The organism is Kluyvera fluvialis, assembly GCF_059725275.1.
In genome coordinates this window covers 2,995,341-3,012,586 of sequence record NZ_AP046142.1, presented here as the reverse complement: position 1 = coordinate 3,012,586, position 17,246 = coordinate 2,995,341, and the positions used below count along the sequence as shown (strand labels likewise).

The window sequence follows — 17,246 nt, the reverse complement described above, 5'->3', positions numbered from 1 at the left end:
CAATTCATCCTGAACTCGGTAGACTAACGCCACTTTTTAAGCGCTCGTCTTCCGGGCGTCTTGCTCCGTGTTGTGGAATCACAAAGTAATGAACTTATTAAAATCGCTGGCAGCCGTCAGCTCGATGACTATGTTTTCGCGCGTGTTGGGATTTGCGCGCGATGCTATCGTCGCGAGGGTATTTGGGGCCGGTATGGCAACCGATGCCTTTTTCGTGGCCTTTAAACTGCCCAACTTGTTGCGCCGTATTTTTGCCGAAGGGGCGTTTTCCCAGGCATTTGTGCCGATTTTAGCCGAATATAAAAGCAAACAGGGCGAAGATGCGACTCGTGTGTTTGTCTCTTATGTCTCCGGGCTGTTAACGCTGGCGCTGGCGCTGGTGACCGTACTGGGGATGCTGGCCGCGCCGTGGGTTATCACCATTACCGCGCCAGGCTTTGCCGATACGGCGGATAAATTTACCCTCACCACGCAACTGCTGCGCATTACTTTCCCTTATATTCTGCTTATCTCGCTGGCCTCGCTGGTGGGGGCTATTCTTAACACCTGGAACCGTTTCTCTGTCCCGGCATTTGCTCCCACGTTCCTGAACATCAGCATGATTGGCTTTGCGCTGTTTGCTGCGCCGCATTTCCATCCGCCGGTGCTGGCGCTGGCGTGGGCGGTGACGGTAGGCGGTGTACTCCAGTTGGCATACCAACTGCCGCATTTGAAGAAAATCGGTATGCTGGTGCTGCCGCGCATCAACTTTAAAGATGCTGGCGCGGTGCGGGTGGTGAAGCAAATGGGCCCGGCGATCCTTGGTGTTTCCGTTAGCCAGATCTCGCTTATTATCAACACTATTTTTGCCTCTTTTCTCGTTTCCGGCTCGGTTTCCTGGATGTACTACGCTGACCGCCTGATGGAGTTCCCGTCCGGTGTGCTGGGCGTTGCGCTGGGGACGATTCTGCTGCCGTCGCTGTCGAAAAGTTTTGCCAGCGGTAATCATGATGAATACTGCCGCTTAATGGATTGGGGGCTGCGTTTGTGCTTCCTGCTGGCGCTGCCGAGCGCGGTGGCGCTGGGGATCCTGGCAAAACCGCTCACCGTTGCGCTGTTCCAGTACGGTAAATTCACCGCGTTTGACGCCGCCATGACCCAGCGCGCGCTGGTGGCGTACTCGGTTGGGCTGATGGGGCTGATTATTGTGAAAGTGCTGGCTCCGGGCTTTTACTCGCGTCAGGACATCAAAACGCCGGTTAAAATTGCGATTGTGACGCTGATTATGACGCAGGTGATGAACCTGGCGTTTATTGGCCCGCTGAAACACGCCGGTCTGTCGCTGTCGATTGGTCTGGCCGCATGTCTTAACGCCGCGCTGCTTTACTGGCAGTTGCGTAAGCAGAAAATCTTTACCCCACAGCCAGGCTGGGGCGCATTTTTAGCGCGTCTGCTGGTGTCGGTGGTGGTGATGGCGGCTGCGCTGCTGGGGATTTTGCACGTCATGCCGGAGTGGTCGCAGGGGACAATGCCTTACCGTCTGCTGCGCCTGATGGGTGTGGTCGTGGTCGGGATTGCCGCGTATTTCATCACGCTGGCGATTTTAGGCTTCAAGATTAAAGAGTTTGCTCGCCGGACGGCGTAGTTGATATCAACGTCGCGGGGCACGTTCTGTGGCCCCGCGAGTGTTTAGACTGAAAATTTCTTCGCGCTACGCGCCACGCTGCTGCCCGCAGCCTGCCCATCTTTCCCGTAAAGCCCCGTCTCTTTAAACGGTTTGAGCACGTCAATCGCCTGCTGATTGCGCGCAATCTGGCCTTCGAGTAGCCAACCATTGTGCTGGTTGAGCTGACGCAGATGTTGCGTGGTATCGGTAATGGCTTGCCAGCGTTCGCCCGCGTCATCGTTGGCGCTCGTTTGGGCGTCCTGTTCTACACGACGCTGCTTCTCCAGATAATCTAGCGTTGCCAGTAGCGAACTTTTTTGTTCGGTGATGCTGGCAAGTTGCAGGCCGTTAACGTCGCCTGCGGAGAGCTGTTGTTGCTCAGCATCCATCACCTCTTTTAATGAGTTCAGGATGCTGGTCATTTGGTCCAGTATTGCTGACAAACCACTCATGTGCTTATTTACTCTGCAAATAATCTTGCGTGTCTTGAATTAGCGCATCGGCAATTTTCCCGGTGTCCATTTTGAGTTCACCGTTGCGAATAGCCGTTTTTAACGCCTCGACACGAGCCATATTAATATCACCGCTGCTTGCATGTGTTAACGCCGTTTGCGCGTTGCTCAACGTGACGTTAGCGCTGGTAGCGGTCTCGGTTTTTTCCGCACGAGTTTTTTGCGCGCTGGTTTCTTGCGTTTCGCGCTGTTGTACGGCGGCGACAGCTTTCAGAGGTGATGTACGATCGATACTCATGGTTCTTTCCTCATTGAGGCTCTGGTATGGCGCACGCGCCGACTCTCATTCATTAAATTGTTAATTTATCTATCGGCAAGCGCCACAGTTTCTTTATGACGTTTATAGATTAATCAGAATATTCCCATCAGTATCGACCTGTCCGCTCACCACTTGCCCGGACGGCATTCTCACTCGTGCACTTTGCGCGACGGCGGCGTTATTTAACGCCTGACCTTCGCTATTGATACTAAAGCCGTCGCCTTGCGCCACCACCATCACTTTTTGCCCCGCCTTAACGCGCCATGACTGGCGCACCATCGAGAGCTGTAATGGCTGGCCCATCGCGACATCGCGCAGGCTGATAGCATCTTCGGCCTGCGCCAAATTGAGCATAGCGCGCGGTGGCAACTGGTCGAGCCGCCCCCGCTTTAAGGTCACGCTTTGTGCGCCAATCGGCATACCACGCACGATAGGCGCGGCGGCGACCACATAATCACCGACAGCCTGAACGTTCACCTGTAGATACTGCTTAACCCCACCACACTGAGCCTGCACCGTCAGGTTTCCCCACAAACGTGAATTGCCCGGCGTACTTAACGCTGGCTGCTCGCAGGCTAGCTTCAACATCTGCGCATTGCGCAGCGTGACGTTAACCTCATTGCTAAAGCCGGTTAGCCGCTGAGTAAAAAACGCATTCAACTGTGTCTGGATATCGTCGGCCTGAGCCAGCGGGCTAAAAGCCAGAATCACAGCGGTGAAAGGGGCAATGAACTGACGCATTGGCGGCTCCCATGAATGGTGAATGTCAGCATTCTACTTATCTTGTCGCCATTTCAACGCAACAAATAGCGGGGCATATTGCGCTTATTCCAGCGATGGAGGGGGTATATGGGGAATTAAGCTGTCGGCTGAAACTTTGTCATTAGCGGAGGAGACATGCTCGATAAACTCGACGCCGCATTACGTTTTCAGCAAGAAGCATTAAACCTGCGCGCTGAGCGTCAGGAAATTCTGGCGGCCAATATTGCGAACGCAGATACCCCCGGGTATCAGGCGCGCGATATCGATTTTGCCAGTGAACTTAAAAAAGTGATGGCGCGCGGGCGTGCGGAAGGTAGCGGCGTGGCGTTAGCGCTGACCTCTGAACGCCATATTCCTGCTCAGGCGCTCTCGACACCGAACACCTCACTGCTGTACCGCATTCCAGACCAGCCAGCGATGGATGGCAACACGGTCGATATGGATCGCGAGCGCACGCAGTTTGCCGATAACAGCCTCCAGTACCAGACCGGGCTTTCGGTTCTGGGCGGACAAATCAAGGGCATGATGAGTGTCCTTCAGCAGGGGAACTAATCCATGGCATTACTCAATATCTTCGACGTTGCCGGATCGGCGCTGACGGCGCAATCCAAACGTTTGAACGTTGCCGCCAGTAACCTCGCCAACGCCGACAGTGTGGCGGGGCCGGATGGCCAGCCGTATCGCGCTAAACAGGTGGTTTTCCAGGTTGATGCGCCGATGGGTGCGGCAACCGGCGGCGTGAAAGTGGCGGACGTTATCGAGAGCCAGGAGCCAGACAAGCTGGTGTATCAGCCGGGCAACCCGCTGGCGGATGCGAAAGGCTATGTCCGTATGCCTAACGTCGATGTGGTGGGCGAAATGGTCAACACCATGTCGGCGTCGCGCAGCTATCAGGCCAACGTCGAGGTGTTGAATACCGTGAAAAGCATGATGCTTAAAACGCTGACGCTTGGGCAATAAGGAAAGTAAGCGATGTCTATCACAGCAAATATCACCGACGCGGCCAACAATCGCGCGTCCTCAACGTCATCGTCATCGTCACTGAACGGTACTGGCACGAACAGTTCGTCCGACCTCCAGAGCAGCTTCTTAACGCTGCTGGTGGCGCAGTTGAAAAACCAGGATCCGACCAACCCTTTACAAAATAACGAACTGACTTCACAGCTGGCGCAGATCAGCACCTTGAGCGGCATTGAGAAGCTCAACACCACACTGGGTTCCATTTCAGGGCAAATCGACAGCGGGCAATCGTTGCAGGCGAGCTCGCTGGTGGGCCACGGCGTCATGATCCCAGGCTCCATCATTCTGGCGGGCAAAAGCAGCAGTGGCGAAAGCGTGGATACCACGCCGTTCGGCATGGAACTGCCGCAGGCCGCAGACAAAGTGACCGCCACGATCACCGACAGCAGCGGCAAAGTGATTCGAACGCTGAACATCGGTGCTCAGAGCGCAGGCGTTCATACCTTTACCTGGGACGGCAAGCTGGAGGACGGCACGGCGGCTCCTGATGGCGCTTACAGCGTCAATATTGCCGCCAGCAAAGGCACAACTCAGTTGGTGGTTCAGCCACTGCAATTCGCGCTGGTTCAGGCAGTTACGATTGGCAGCGATGGCAACAAACTGGATTTGGGAACCTACGGTACGACCACGCTCGACCAGGTTCGTCAGATTCTTTAAGACTTTTATAATTTCAGGAGAGATGTTATGGCCTTTTCACAAGCGGTTAGCGGATTAAACGCGGCTGCCACCAACCTCGATGTTATCGGCAACAACATCGCCAACTCCGCCACCTACGGTTTTAAATCGGGGACGGCGTCTTTTGCGGATATGTTTGCCGGTTCCAAAGTGGGTCTGGGGGTTAAAGTTGCGGGGATTAGTCAGGACTTTACCGATGGCACCACGACCGGTACAGGTCGTGCGCTGGACGTGGCGATTAGCCAGAACGGCTTTTTCCGTCTGGTGGATAGCAACGGCGGCGTTTATTACAGCCGTAACGGCCAGTTCGCGCTTGATGAGAATCGCAATCTGGTGAACTCCCAGGGGCTGAACCTGACCGGTTATCCGGCCACCGGTACGCCGCCGACTATCCAGCAAGGGGCAAACCCGGTTCCGCTGTCTATTCCTAACACGCTGATGTCTGCAAAAGCGACCACCAGCGGCGCAATGCAGATGAACCTCAACTCCACGGACAGCATCATCAGCAAAACGTTTAACCCTAGCGACCCGGATACCTACAGCAAAAAAGGGACGGTGACGGTCTACGATAGTCTGGGTAACTCCCACGATATGAACGTTTACTACGTGAAAACGGCAGAAAACAAATGGGACGTTTATACCCAGGATACCAGCGTACCTAACGCCAAAGAAGTGAAAGCGGCGCAGATGTTATTTAGCAACAGCGGTACGCTGCAATCCGTCTCTAACTATATCGATGATATCAATAACCCTGGCACCTTAATCGTCGGGCCTGCGAATGCCACGCCAGAAATCACTATTGCAATGGCGTCGCTAAACGGCTCTCAGGCGAGCAGCTTTAACCTGAGCTTCCTCAACTCGATGCAGCAGAACACCGGCTCCAGCGATGTGGTCGCCACCACCCAGAACGGCTATGAGCCAGGTAACCTGGTGAGCTACCAGATTAACGAAGATGGCACGGTCGTGGGTAACTACTCTAACCGTCAGAACCAACTGCTGGGCCAAATTGTGCTGGCTAACTTCTCCAACACCGGTGGCCTGCAATCTGAAGGCGATAACGTATGGTCGGCAACCCAATCCTCTGGCGTCGCCCTGCTCGGTACGGCGGGCACGGGTAACTTTGGCTCGCTGACCAACGGCGCGCTGGAAGCCTCCAACGTTGATCTGAGTAAAGAGCTGGTGAACATGATTGTGGCGCAGCGCAACTATCAGTCGAACGCGCAAACCATCAAAACTCAGGATCAGATCCTCAACACGCTGGTTAACCTGCGCTAACCGTTTAACAGGGTGACGTTATGGATCACGCGATATATACGGCGATGGGGGCGGCAAGCCAGACCATGCAACAGCAGGCGGTCACGGCGAGCAACCTCGCGAACACGTCAACGCCGGGCTTTCGTGCTCAGTTGACGGCGATGCGTGCTGTCCCGGTAGCTGGGCCATCCGTTGAGACGCGCACGCTGGTGGCGGCCACTACGCCAGGAGCCGATATGACTCCCGGTCAGTTGGACTACACCGCGCGTCCGCTGGATGTCGCCATTCAGCAAGACGGTTGGCTGGCAGTGCAGTCAGCCAACGGCAGCGAAGGTTATACCCGTAACGGCAATATTCAGGTCAGTGCCACAGGCCAGCTCACCATCCAGGGCAATCCGGTGATAGGTGAAGCTGGGCCGGTGAGCGTGCCGGAAGGCTCGCAGGTCACTATTGCGTCAGACGGGACGATTTCCGCGCTGACGCCGGGTGATGCGCCGAATACCGTGTCGCCAGTCGGCAAACTGAAAATGGTGAAAGCCAGCGCCAGCGAAGTGACGCGCGGGGATGACGGTCTGTTCCGTCTGACGCCGTTAGCGCAGGCGACGCGAGGCCAGACCTTACAGGCCGACCCGACGCTGCGCTTGCAGTCCGGCGTACTGGAAGGCAGCAACGTGAAAGCCGTGGCAGCAATGGCCGATATGATTGCCAGCGCGCGCCGTTTCGAAATGCAAATGAAGGTTATCAGCAGCGTGGATGAAAACACGCAGAAAGCTAACCAGTTGCTGTCAATGAGCTAAGGAAAATTATGATCAGTTCATTATGGATCGCGAAAACCGGTCTCGACGCGCAGCAAACCAATATGGACGTTATCGCCAACAACCTGGCGAACGTCAGTACCAATGGTTTTAAGCGTCAGCGCGCGGTGTTTGAAGATTTGCTGTATCAAACTATACGCCAACCGGGTGCGCAGTCATCCGAACAAACAACGCTGCCATCCGGCTTGCAGATTGGTACTGGGGTGCGCCCTGTGGCAACCGAGCGTCTGCACAGCCAGGGCAACCTGTCACAGACCAACAACAGCAAAGATGTGGCCATTAAAGGGGATGGATTCTTCCAGATTCTATTACCGGATGGCTCTTCTGCGTATACCCGCGACGGTTCATTCCAGGTTGACCAAAACGGCCAGATGGTGACGTCAAGCGGTTATCAGGTACAGCCAGCGATCACCATCCCGGCGAATGCGTTGAGCATTACCATCGGGCGTGACGGTATTGTTAGCGCATCGCTGCAAGGGCAGGCGAACCCTGTGCAAGTTGGGCAGCTTAACCTGTCCACTTTCATGAATGACACCGGTCTCGAGAGCATTGGTGAAAACCTGTATATCGAAACCCAGTCATCAGGTGCGCCGAACGATACCACGCCAGGGCTGAACGGCGCGGGTCTGCTGTATCAGGGATACGTCGAGACTTCTAACGTGAACGTCGCGGAAGAGTTGGTCAATATGATCCAGGTGCAGCGCGCGTATGAAATTAACAGTAAAGCGGTTTCGACGACCGATCAGATGCTGCAAAAACTGACGCAACTGTAAGGTGTAGCCGGGCGGAACGCCTCGTCCGGGCTATACGAGCGCCTGATGACGACGCTCAGGCGTCTTATCAGGCCTACAAACGATGAGTACCCGCAGCCGCCATCCGGCATTCTGCCGCCGGACGAGCGCAGTCACTTCGGGAACTCTCGGGGCAAACATTGAGATTCAGAAGAAGAAAGCAATGCATAAATCCGCCGCGTTTCGTTATCCGCTGTTAACCGTTGTCGCGCTCAGCGTAGCCGGGTGCGCCTTGATCCCGTCTAAACCGCTGGTTGAAGGGGCGACGACAGCCCAGCCGATCCCCGGCCCGGTTCCGGTAGCGAATGGCTCTATATTCCAGACCGCGCAGCCGATTAACTACGGTTATCAGCCGCTGTTTGAAGACCGACGTCCACGCAATATCGGCGATACGCTGACGATTGTGCTTCAGGAAAACGTCAGTGCGAGCAAAAGTTCGTCGGCTAATGCCAGCCGTGATGGCAAAACTAATTTCGGCTTTGACACCGTACCGCGCTACTTGCAGGGCCTGTTTGGCAATCAGCGTGCCGATGTGGATGCCTCCGGTGGTAACAGCTTTAACGGCAAAGGCGGCGCGAATGCCAGCAACACCTTTAGCGGCACGTTGACCGTGACCGTTGATCAGGTGCTGGTGAACGGCAACCTACATGTTGTGGGCGAAAAACAGATAGCCATCAACCAGGGCACTGAATTTATCCGCTTCTCTGGGGTGGTGAACCCACGCACCATCAGCGGCAGCAACACCGTACCGTCAACGCAGGTGGCGGATGCGCGTATCGAATATGTCGGCAATGGCTACATCAACGAAGCGCAGAATATGGGCTGGCTGCAACGTTTCTTCCTTAACTTATCGCCGATGTAACGAGGTGAACCATGTTTAAAACTCTGCTAACCCTGGCGCTGGTGCTGGTCACTGGCCTGGCGCACGCTGAACGCATTCGCGATCTCACCAGTGTGCAAGGGGTCAGGGCAAACTCGCTTATCGGCTACGGTCTGGTGGTGGGGCTTGATGGAACGGGTGACCAGACGACGCAAACGCCGTTTACCACTCAGAGCTTGAATAACATGCTGTCGCAGTTGGGGATTACCGTTCCGGCGGGAACCAACATGCAGCTAAAAAACGTCGCGGCGGTCATGGTTACCGCTCAGCTACCGGCCTTTGGTCGCCAGGGGCAAACCATTGATGTTGTGGTTTCGTCGATGGGTAACGCCAAGAGTTTGCGCGGCGGTACGCTGCTGATGACTCCTATGAAAGGTGTCGATAGCCAGGTTTATGCGCTGGCGCAGGGCAATATTTTGGTCGGCGGCGCGGGCGCCTCCGCAGGCGGCGGCAGCGTGCAGGTTAACCAATTGAACGGCGGGCGCATTACCGGCGGGGCGACCATTGAACGCGAATTGCCGACGCAGTTTGGCGCGGGTAATACCATCAATCTTCAGCTTAACCAGGACGACTTTACGATGGCGCAGCAAATTGCTGACACCATCAACCGTCGCAGCAGCCTCGGCAATGCCACCGCGCTGGATGCGCGTACCGTGCAGGTGCGTGCGCCAGTAGGTGGCAGCGGGCAGGTGCGTCTGCTAGCGGATCTCCAGAATCTGGAAGTCGGTATCGCTCCGCAGGATGCGAAAATCATTATTAACTCCCGTACGGGTTCGGTGGTGATGAACCGCGAAGTTACGCTCGATAGCTGTGCGGTGGCGCAGGGGAACCTGTCGGTGACCGTTAACCGTTCGGCACAGGTTAGCCAGCCGGATACGCCATTTGCCGGTGGGCAAACGGTCGTCACGCCGCAAACGCAAATTGATTTGCGCCAGAGCGGTGGCTCGCTGCAAAGCATTCGCGCCAGCGCCAACCTGAATAATGTGGTGCGTGCGCTGAACGCATTGGGCGCAACGCCAATGGACTTAATGTCGATTATTCAGTCAATGCAAAGCGCAGGCTGCCTGCGGGCGAAGGTGGAGATTATCTAATGCTGACTGACAGCAAATTACTGGCGAGCGCCGCCTGGGACGCGCAGTCGTTAAACGAGCTGAAAACGCAAGCCGGGAAAGATCCGCAGGCGCAGTTACGGCCTGTGGCGCGCCAGGTGGAAGGGATGTTCGTGCAGATGATGCTTAAAAGTATGCGTGAAACGCTGCCGAAAGATGGCATGTTCAGCAGCGACCAGACGCGGCTTTATACCAGTATGTATGACCAGCAAATTGCCCAGCAGATGACCGCTGGCAAAGGCCTTGGCCTCGCTGAGGAGATGGTCAAACAGCTGTCAGCCAATCAGCAAGAGCCGGGGGATAGCGTAGGCCAGGTGCCGATGAAGTTTGATATGCAAACGGTGACCCGCTACCAGAATGCGGCACTGACGCAAATGGTTCGTAAAGCGTTGCCAAAAGCGCCGGACAGCAGCGATGCGCCGTTGTCCGGCGACAGCAAAGACTTCCTGGCGCAGCTCTCCTTGCCCGCGCGCCTGGCGAGTGAGCAGAGCGGTATTCCACATCATCTTATTCTGGCGCAGGCGGCGCTGGAGTCCGGCTGGGGGCAACGGCAGATTCGTCGTGAGAACGGTGAGCCGAGCTTTAACCTGTTTGGTGTTAAAGCCTCCGGCGGCTGGAAGGGCAAGGTCACAGAAATTACCACTACCGAATTTGAAAACGGTGAAGCGAAGAAGGTGAAAGCGAAGTTCCGTGTCTACAGCTCGTATCTGGAGGCATTGTCCGACTACGTTGGCCTGCTGACGCGCAACCCGCGCTATGCCGCCGTGACCTCAGCGGCCACCGCAGAGCAGGGCGCTCAAGCGTTGCAAAACGCCGGATATGCCACCGATCCGCAATATGCGCGCAAACTAACCAGCATGATTCAACAGCTGAAATCGATGAGTGAGAAGGTCAGCCACGCTTACCGAAATGATATCGAAAATCTGTTCTGACAGGCCTCAAGTTTGCCTTCTGCTATCCGATAAGTATTACCATGGTTTTAGAAAGGAGCGTTCATGTCCAGTTTAATTTACAATGCGATGAGCGGGCTGAGTGCCGCGCAATCGGCACTGAACACCACCAGTAATAATATTTCCAGCTATAACGTCGCTGGCTATACTCGCCAGACTACGGTTCTGAGCGCGAGCAACAGTACGCTGGGTGCGGGCGGTTGGGTGGGAAACGGTGTTTACGTCTCTGGCGTGCAGCGTGAATACAATGCGTTTATCACCAACCAACTGCGCGATGCGCAGAGCCAGAGCAGCGGGCTGGTTTCCCGTTTTGCACAGATCTCAAAAATTGACGATATGTTCTCCAGCTCGACCAATAACCTGTCCACCACGCTGCAAGACTTCTTCAGTAGCCTGCAAACTCTGACCAGTAACGCCGAAGATCCGGCGGCTCGCCAGACCGTGCTGGGCAAGGCTGATGGGGTTGTGAACCAGTTTAAAGTGGCGGATCAGTATCTGCGCGACCAGGATAAGCAGGTTAACCTGTCTATCACTTCGACCGTTGATCAAATCAATAACTACACCTCCCAGATTGCCAGCCTGAACGACAAAATTGCGCGGATGACCGGTGTGGGCGCAGGGGCATCGCCTAACGAACTGCTGGATCAGCGCGATCAGTTAGTCACCGAGCTTAACCAGTTGGTTGGCGTTGAAGTGAATGTGCAGGACGGCAACACTTACAACATCACGATGGCGAACGGTTACACACTGGTTGCGGGTAATAAATCCAGCCAACTGGCCGCAGTGCCAAGCAGTGCTGACCCATCACGTACGACGGTCGCTTATGTGGATAACGTGGCGGGTCAAGTCGAAATCCCTGAGAAATTGCTGAACACCGGTTCTCTCGGTGGCCTGATGACTTTCCGTTCACAGGATCTGGACCAGACGCGTAACAGCCTCAACCAGATGGCGCTGGCCTTTGCGGATGCCTTTAACCAGGTGCATCGTCAGGGGTATGACGCAGACGGCAATACCGGTGTTGACTTCTTTAACTTCGGTAAACCGTCGGTGGTGGATAACTCGAAAAACGGCGGTAATGCGGATTTAGTGGCCAGCGTGACCGATTCCTCTGCGGTCAAAGCCACAGATTATCGCGTCGAATACACCGCCAGCGGTTGGCAGGTTACCCGTTTAGCGGATAACACCACCGTTAAACTGGACAGCACGAGTACCAGTACCTCGCTGAAATTTGACGGTATTTCCGTTGATGTGAAAAGCGGCAGCGCGTCTGTCGGTGACAGCTTTACGGTGAAACCGGTCAGCGACACCATCGTCAATATGAACGTGGCTATTCACAACGAATCTGAAATTGCGATGGCGCAAGAAAAAGACAGCGGCGAGAGCGACAACCGTAACGGTAAAGCGCTGCTGGAACTGCAAAATAGCAAAGTCGTAGGCGGCACGAAAAGCTTCAACGATGCCTACGCGGCAATGGTGAGCAGCATCGGTACGAAAACCGCGACGCTTGAGAGCAGCGCCAAAACGCAGGGCAATGTGGTGACGCAGCTGACCAAACAGCAGCAGTCCATTTCCGGTGTTAACCTGGATGAAGAGTACGGCAACCTGCAACTCTATCAACAGTATTACCTGGCCAATGCGCAGGTGCTGCAAACTGCCAGCGCTATCTTCGACGCATTAATTAATATCCGTTAAGGAGAGGGCAAGCCATGCGCGTCAGCACTCTAATGATGTATCAGCAGAATATGGGTGGGATCACTAACTCCCAGTCTGCCTGGTTAAAATATGGTGAACAGATGTCAACCGGTAAGCGGGTAAATCGCGCATCGGATGACCCCGTTGCCGCATCGCAGGCGGTTGTATTGTCTCAGGCTCAGGCGCAAAACAGCCAATATGCCACCGCTCGCACGTTCGCCACTCAGCGCGTATCTACAGAAGAAAGTACGCTGAAGCAGGTGACTAACGCCATTCAGGCGGCACAGGAAAAAATTGTCAATGCGGGCAACGGCACGTTGAGCGACGATGACCGAGCCTCCCTGGCGACTGACCTTCAGGGGATCCGCGACCAGTTGATGAACCTGGCAAACAGCACCGACGGTAACGGTCGCTATATTTTTGCCGGTTATAAAACGGACGCTAAGCCTTTCGCCGACGACGGCTCCTATGTGGGCGGCTCGCAGAATGTCGAACAGCAGGTTGATTCCTCGCGTTCAATGGTTATCGGCCATACGGGGAATCTGATTTTTGACGCGGCGACCAGCAACGCCAAACCGGATGCGGACACCAACATGTTTACCGCGCTCGATACCGCGATTGCGGCATTGAAAAACCCGGTGGGCGATGACGCAGCGCTGAAGGATCAGGCCAATGCCATTGTTGACCGTACCAACCGCAGCCTGAGTAACTCGTTGAACAACGTTCTGAGCGTTCGCGCGGAGCTGGGTACGCAGCTCAATGAGTTGGAAAAACTGGATCAGCTAGGGGATGACCGTGCGCTGGCGCAGACCCAGCAGATGAGTAACCTGGTTGATGTCGACTGGAACTCAACCATTTCCAACTACACCATGCAGCAAGCGGCATTACAGGCATCTTATAAAGCGTTCACCGACATGCAAGGTATGTCTCTGTTTCAGCTGAATAAATAATAATGAAGGTGTGAACATATCTGAGAAAATACACCAGGCCCTTCACGCTGCATCAGGAAGGGCAATGAGTATAGATATGTTTTTGTCGCCCGCGTCCTTACCCCGACGCGGGCTTTTTTTCAGCATTTAGCGCGCGCTTAACGCTGCACAGACGATATGTTTCACTCACGCGAATCGCCAGCGCGATGATTCCGGCAACCGTAGCCAGAGCATTCAGATAACCGCGCGCCATTGCGACAATAACCCGACGATCAGCCCATTTAAGCACCGACAGCGCCGCTGCCGGTGCATTTGGTGTATCCGTAGGTGCGTTATTATCTGATGCGTTGGCGTCAGTTTCTGGATTTGATAGGTGAAGTGATGCCGCAGCTGAAAAAAGGATAAAAAAAATCGGCCACTCAGGGCCGATTTTTTAGCTTGCGCGGAGCGGTTTATTCAACCGACTGCGGGCGAGTTGGTCCAGCCGTGGCGGTGTGCGTAGCACTGTGACCGCCAGCAGAACCTTTACCGTCGAAGTCGAAGGCCGGGCGTACCCAGTCGCTGTGACGCGGTGCTTCCGGCTCGTAGGCTGGCGCGGGTGCGCGAGTCATCGGTGCGGTTGCATGGCTGACGGCGGCTGGCGTGGCAACAGGCTCAGCTTTCACTGGGGCTTCAACCACCGGAGCTTCAACCACTGGCGCTGGAGCAACGACTGGCTCTGCCACAACTGGCGCTTCAACCACTGTCGGTGCGACAACCAGTTCAGCTTTCACCTCTTCAACGACCGTAGCGGTTTCAACAACCGGCGGAACCGTTTCTTCTACGACAGCAGCCGGTTCTTCAACGGCAGGGGCAGGGGTTTCTTCCTGCACTGGCGCTGTTTCTTCAACCACCTGAGCGGCTTCAACGGCAGCTTCAGGAGCTACGGTTTCGGCTGGTTGTTCCGCTGGGGCTTCAACGATTGCTGGTGCTTCAACAGCGGCTGGCGCTGCGGTAGCGACTGGTGCAACGGTTTGTTCAACCGCTTCGGTGATAGCCGGTTGGCTAATGACTTCTTCTGCAACCGGTGCTTCAACGACGGCCTGTTCCTGAACCTGTGCAATTGGGTAGCGAATCCACACTTTACCGGAAGCCAGTTCTGGCGACGCGCAAGCGACGGTCAGTGGCATCGGAGATTGTGCTGGATAACGCTCATCGCGGTAACGACGACGGCGCTGACCGCTCACACGCAGGTGGCGTGGTGAACGACGGGAGCGACGCGGCATACCGTTGTTATCACGGGCTTCGGTGTTGTCATCGTGCTCGGCGTCAACCGGTGCTTCAACAACGGCTGGCAGGTCAACTTTTGCCAGTGCAGTGCGCGGTGCTTCCGGCTGCGGTTCATCAGCGATGAATTCGCGAGCGGCAGTTTGCTCGGCAGTTTCGATGCGGATTTTCTGTGCCAACTGGCGCGGTTTGCGGCGCGGCATAGTCTGTACGCGTTCTTCCTGCACGGCATCCTGAGCTACCGGCTGTTCTTCGCGGTTCTGCGGTTTCGCTTCCTGCGGTGCCTGACGTTTTTCGTCATTGCGGCGGCGGTTGCGTTCGCGGCGAGATTGCTGCTGTTCTTCACGAGATTTCGCTTTTTCGCTGTCATCAACGGCGTTCAGCTGGCGGTTTTCACGCACCTCGGAAGACGGCTGCGGTTTCTCACGACGGTTGCGGCGGTTGTCCTCGCGACCTTCACGATTCTCACGCGGCTCGCGGCCTTCAGCACCTTCGTTGCGGTCATTACGACGTTCGCTGCGGTCATTACGATCGCGGCGGTTGTTCTGACGCGGCTTGCGACGCTCTTGCTGACGCTCAGGCTTCGCTTCTTGTTTCTCTGGCTGAGTTTCAACCGGTTTTTCCGGGCTACCAACAAACAGGTTTTTCAGCGCAGCAAAGAAACGAGAAAGCAGGCCAGGCGCGGCTGGTGCAGCGGCAACCTTCGCTTTCACCTGTGGCGCGGCAGCAACCGGTTTTTCAGCGGCTGGAGCCGGTGGTTCTTCTGGCATGACGAAAGTCGCCAGCGCTGGTTGCTCAGGCTGTTTACGTTCAGCCGGTTCTTCATCGGCTGGCAGCGCCATTTCTTCTTCGTGCAGCTTAGGCAGCAGATAGCTCAGCGTGGTGGTTTCTTCGCCTTTGCGTACACGCAATACGTGGTAGTGCGGCGTTTGCATCTGATCGTTTGGCACGATGATGCAGCGAACGTCACCCTGACGAGACTCGATAGCGCTTACTGCCGCACGTTTTTCGTTCAGCAGGTAAGAGGCAATCGGCACAGGGACAATCGCATGAACTTCTTTGGTGTTCTCTTTCAGCGCTTCTTCTTCAATCAGACGCAGAATAGAGAGCGACAGCGATTCGTTGTCACGCACAGTGCCGGTTCCGGAGCAACGCGGGCAAACGTGATGGCTAGATTCACCCAGCGATGGGCTGAGGCGCTGACGCGACATTTCCAGCAGACCAAAGCGAGAAATGTGGCTGATCTGGATACGTGCACGATCCTGACGCACCGCTTCACGCAGGCGGTTTTCAACCGCGCGCTGGTGGCGCACTGGTGTCATATCGATGAAGTCGATAACAATCAGGCCGCCGAGGTCACGCAGACGCAACTGACGGGCGATTTCATCGGCCGCTTCAAGGTTGGTGTTGAACGCAGTTTCTTCGATGTCGCCGCCGCGAGTTGCACGCGCGGAGTTGATGTCGATAGCGGTCAGTGCTTCGGTGCTATCGATAACGATAGAGCCACCGGACGGCAGACGGACTTCACGCTGGAAGGCGGATTCAATCTGCGATTCAATCTGATAGTGGCTGAACAGCGGAATTTCACCGGTGTACAGTTTGATTTTGCTGCTGAAATCCGGGCGACCGAGTGCAGAGATATGCTGACGCGCCATCTCCATCACTTTCGGGTTGTCGATCAGGATTTCGCCGATGTCCTGGCGCAGATAGTCGCGGAAGGCGCGAACGATAACGTTGCTTTCCTGGTGAATCAGGAATGGCGCAGGGCGGCTTTCAGCGGCTTTCTGAATGGCTTCCCAGTGCTTCAGACGGAAGCTTAAATCCCATTGCAGCGCTTCGGCGGATTTACCCACGCCGGCGGTACGTACGATTAAGCCCATGCCGTCTGGCAGTTCAAGGCTTGCCAGCGCTTCTTTCAGTTCGGTGCGGTCGTCACCTTCGATTCGACGGGAAATACCGCCAGCACGAGGGTTGTTCGGCATCAGCACCAGGTAACTGCCCGCCAGGCTGATAAAGGTGGTTAGCGCAGCGCCTTTGTTGCCGCGTTCTTCTTTATCAATCTGAACGATGACTTCCTGGCCTTCACGCAGCACATCTTTGATGTTTGGACGACCGTGTGAGCTGTAATTGGCTGGGAAATATTCGCGAGCAATTTCTTTAAGGGGGAGGAAACCGTGGCGTTCGGCACCGTAATCAACAAATGCGGCTTCGAGGCTCGGTTCAATACGGGTAATTTTGCCTTTGTAGATGTTCGCTTTTTTCTGTTCGTGCCCTGGGCTTTCAATATCCAGATCGTACAGACGCTGCCCATCAACGAGAGCGACACGCAACTCTTCCTGCTGAGTTGCGTTGATTAACATTCTTTTCATCGTAACTTACTCATTATTCTTACATTGACGACTAAGCTGCGAGCAGAGTATTGCCTTTCCGGGGTAAACCGATGGCCTCGTGACTATTCACGTCGCCAACCTCACGGTTGTCGCTCGCTTAAGAGGCGCAGAGTGTCGGTAGCCTGCGTTTCAAACGGAAACACAGCGCAATTATTAGGGGAACAGCCTGGGATAACTCTCCAGAGAAGATTCCATTTATACTCGTCATCGTTTAGAGGGTAGAGGTCTTAGCGTTTTACTTGCGTAAGCACGGATGTTCCCCGTAGCGCTTTCTGTCTGCCATCTAAAATTCATACA

17 protein-coding genes are annotated in these 17,246 nt (G+C 55.3%); 12 read left to right on the top strand and 5 right to left on the bottom strand.

Translation table 11 applies throughout. The annotated features are described in order from the left end of the window. The first annotated feature begins 88 nt into the window (after positions 1 to 88). Positions 89 to 1,624, top strand: coding sequence for a murein biosynthesis integral membrane protein MurJ (murJ, locus tag AC6I4B_RS14290; protein WP_497766008.1), 1,536 nt, complete (start codon positions 89 to 91; stop codon positions 1,622 to 1,624). Positions 1,625 to 1,668: 44 nt separating this feature from the next. On the opposite strand, the gene flgN is transcribed toward murJ, so the two are convergent. From flgN to flgA, 3 genes are all read right to left on the bottom strand, one after another. Further along, positions 1,669 to 2,097 carry a flagella biosynthesis chaperone FlgN gene (gene flgN / locus AC6I4B_RS14285; protein ID WP_497766006.1) on the bottom strand — a complete coding sequence of 143 codons (429 nt, stop codon included), beginning with the start codon at positions 2,095 to 2,097 and terminating at the stop codon, positions 1,669 to 1,671. Between the two features lie 4 nt (positions 2,098 to 2,101). Continuing rightward, the gene (gene flgM, locus AC6I4B_RS14280; RefSeq protein ID WP_497766005.1) at positions 2,102 to 2,395 is read right to left on the bottom strand and encodes a flagellar biosynthesis anti-sigma factor FlgM; all 294 of its coding nucleotides are present in this window, start codon (positions 2,393 to 2,395) and stop codon (positions 2,102 to 2,104) included. A gap of 102 nt (positions 2,396 to 2,497) precedes the next feature. Then, a complete protein-coding gene (gene flgA / locus AC6I4B_RS14275; protein ID WP_497766003.1) occupies positions 2,498 to 3,157 on the bottom strand; it encodes a flagellar basal body P-ring formation chaperone FlgA in 660 nt (219 codons plus the stop codon). Between the two features lie 156 nt (positions 3,158 to 3,313). Between flgA and flgB the strand changes: the two genes are divergently transcribed. The 11 genes from flgB (at position 3,314) to flgL (ending at position 13,314) form a co-directional block, all read left to right on the top strand. Then, the gene (gene flgB / locus AC6I4B_RS14270) at positions 3,314 to 3,730 is read left to right on the top strand and encodes a flagellar basal body rod protein FlgB (RefSeq protein WP_497766002.1); all 417 of its coding nucleotides are present in this window, start codon (positions 3,314 to 3,316) and stop codon (positions 3,728 to 3,730) included. Between the two features lie 3 nt (positions 3,731 to 3,733). Beyond that, positions 3,734 to 4,138 (top strand): flagellar basal body rod protein FlgC, encoded by a 405-nt coding sequence (gene flgC, locus AC6I4B_RS14265; protein ID WP_497766000.1) that lies wholly within the window; start codon positions 3,734 to 3,736, stop codon positions 4,136 to 4,138. A gap of 12 nt (positions 4,139 to 4,150) precedes the next feature. Then, positions 4,151 to 4,855, top strand: a complete 705-nt coding sequence (gene flgD / locus AC6I4B_RS14260) for a flagellar hook assembly protein FlgD (protein ID WP_497765999.1) — start codon at positions 4,151 to 4,153, stop codon at positions 4,853 to 4,855. A gap of 27 nt (positions 4,856 to 4,882) precedes the next feature. Then, positions 4,883 to 6,148, top strand: coding sequence for a flagellar hook protein FlgE (flgE, locus tag AC6I4B_RS14255; RefSeq protein ID WP_497765997.1), 1,266 nt, complete (start codon positions 4,883 to 4,885; stop codon positions 6,146 to 6,148). A 20-nt stretch (positions 6,149 to 6,168) separates the two neighbouring features. Then, positions 6,169 to 6,924 (top strand): flagellar basal body rod protein FlgF, encoded by a 756-nt coding sequence (locus AC6I4B_RS14250; RefSeq protein WP_497765995.1) that lies wholly within the window; start codon positions 6,169 to 6,171, stop codon positions 6,922 to 6,924. An 8-nt stretch (positions 6,925 to 6,932) separates the two neighbouring features. Further along, entirely contained in the window at positions 6,933 to 7,715 is a 783-nt protein-coding gene (flgG, locus tag AC6I4B_RS14245; RefSeq protein WP_497765993.1) for a flagellar basal-body rod protein FlgG, read from the top strand. Positions 7,716 to 7,896: 181 nt separating this feature from the next. Beyond that, positions 7,897 to 8,595: a flagellar basal body L-ring protein FlgH gene (gene flgH, locus AC6I4B_RS14240; protein WP_497772175.1), complete on the top strand. Its 699-nt coding sequence runs from the start codon at positions 7,897 to 7,899 to the stop codon at positions 8,593 to 8,595. Between the two features lie 11 nt (positions 8,596 to 8,606). Continuing rightward, a complete protein-coding gene (locus tag AC6I4B_RS14235; RefSeq protein WP_497765991.1) occupies positions 8,607 to 9,704 on the top strand; it encodes a flagellar basal body P-ring protein FlgI in 1,098 nt (365 codons plus the stop codon). Continuing rightward, the gene (gene flgJ / locus AC6I4B_RS14230) at positions 9,704 to 10,654 is read left to right on the top strand and encodes a flagellar assembly peptidoglycan hydrolase FlgJ (RefSeq protein WP_497765990.1); all 951 of its coding nucleotides are present in this window, start codon (positions 9,704 to 9,706) and stop codon (positions 10,652 to 10,654) included. Before AC6I4B_RS14235 ends, flgJ begins: the two co-directional genes overlap by 1 nt. 63 nt (positions 10,655 to 10,717) lie before the next feature. Beyond that, entirely contained in the window at positions 10,718 to 12,364 is a 1,647-nt protein-coding gene (gene flgK, locus AC6I4B_RS14225) for a flagellar hook-associated protein FlgK (RefSeq protein ID WP_497765988.1), read from the top strand. 14 nt (positions 12,365 to 12,378) lie between these two features. After that, a complete protein-coding gene (gene flgL / locus AC6I4B_RS14220) occupies positions 12,379 to 13,314 on the top strand; it encodes a flagellar hook-associated protein FlgL (protein WP_497765986.1) in 936 nt (311 codons plus the stop codon). Positions 13,315 to 13,411: 97 nt separating this feature from the next. On the opposite strand, the gene AC6I4B_RS14215 is transcribed toward flgL, so the two are convergent. Both AC6I4B_RS14215 and rne read right to left on the bottom strand, forming a co-directional pair. Continuing rightward, on the bottom strand, positions 13,412 to 13,582 hold the full coding sequence (locus AC6I4B_RS14215) for a hypothetical protein (RefSeq protein WP_497765985.1): 171 nt from the start codon (positions 13,580 to 13,582) through the stop codon (positions 13,412 to 13,414). 163 nt (positions 13,583 to 13,745) lie between these two features. Next, positions 13,746 to 16,928: a ribonuclease E gene (rne, locus tag AC6I4B_RS14210; protein WP_497765983.1), complete on the bottom strand. Its 3,183-nt coding sequence runs from the start codon at positions 16,926 to 16,928 to the stop codon at positions 13,746 to 13,748. Positions 16,929 to 17,246: the final 318 nt, after the last annotated feature.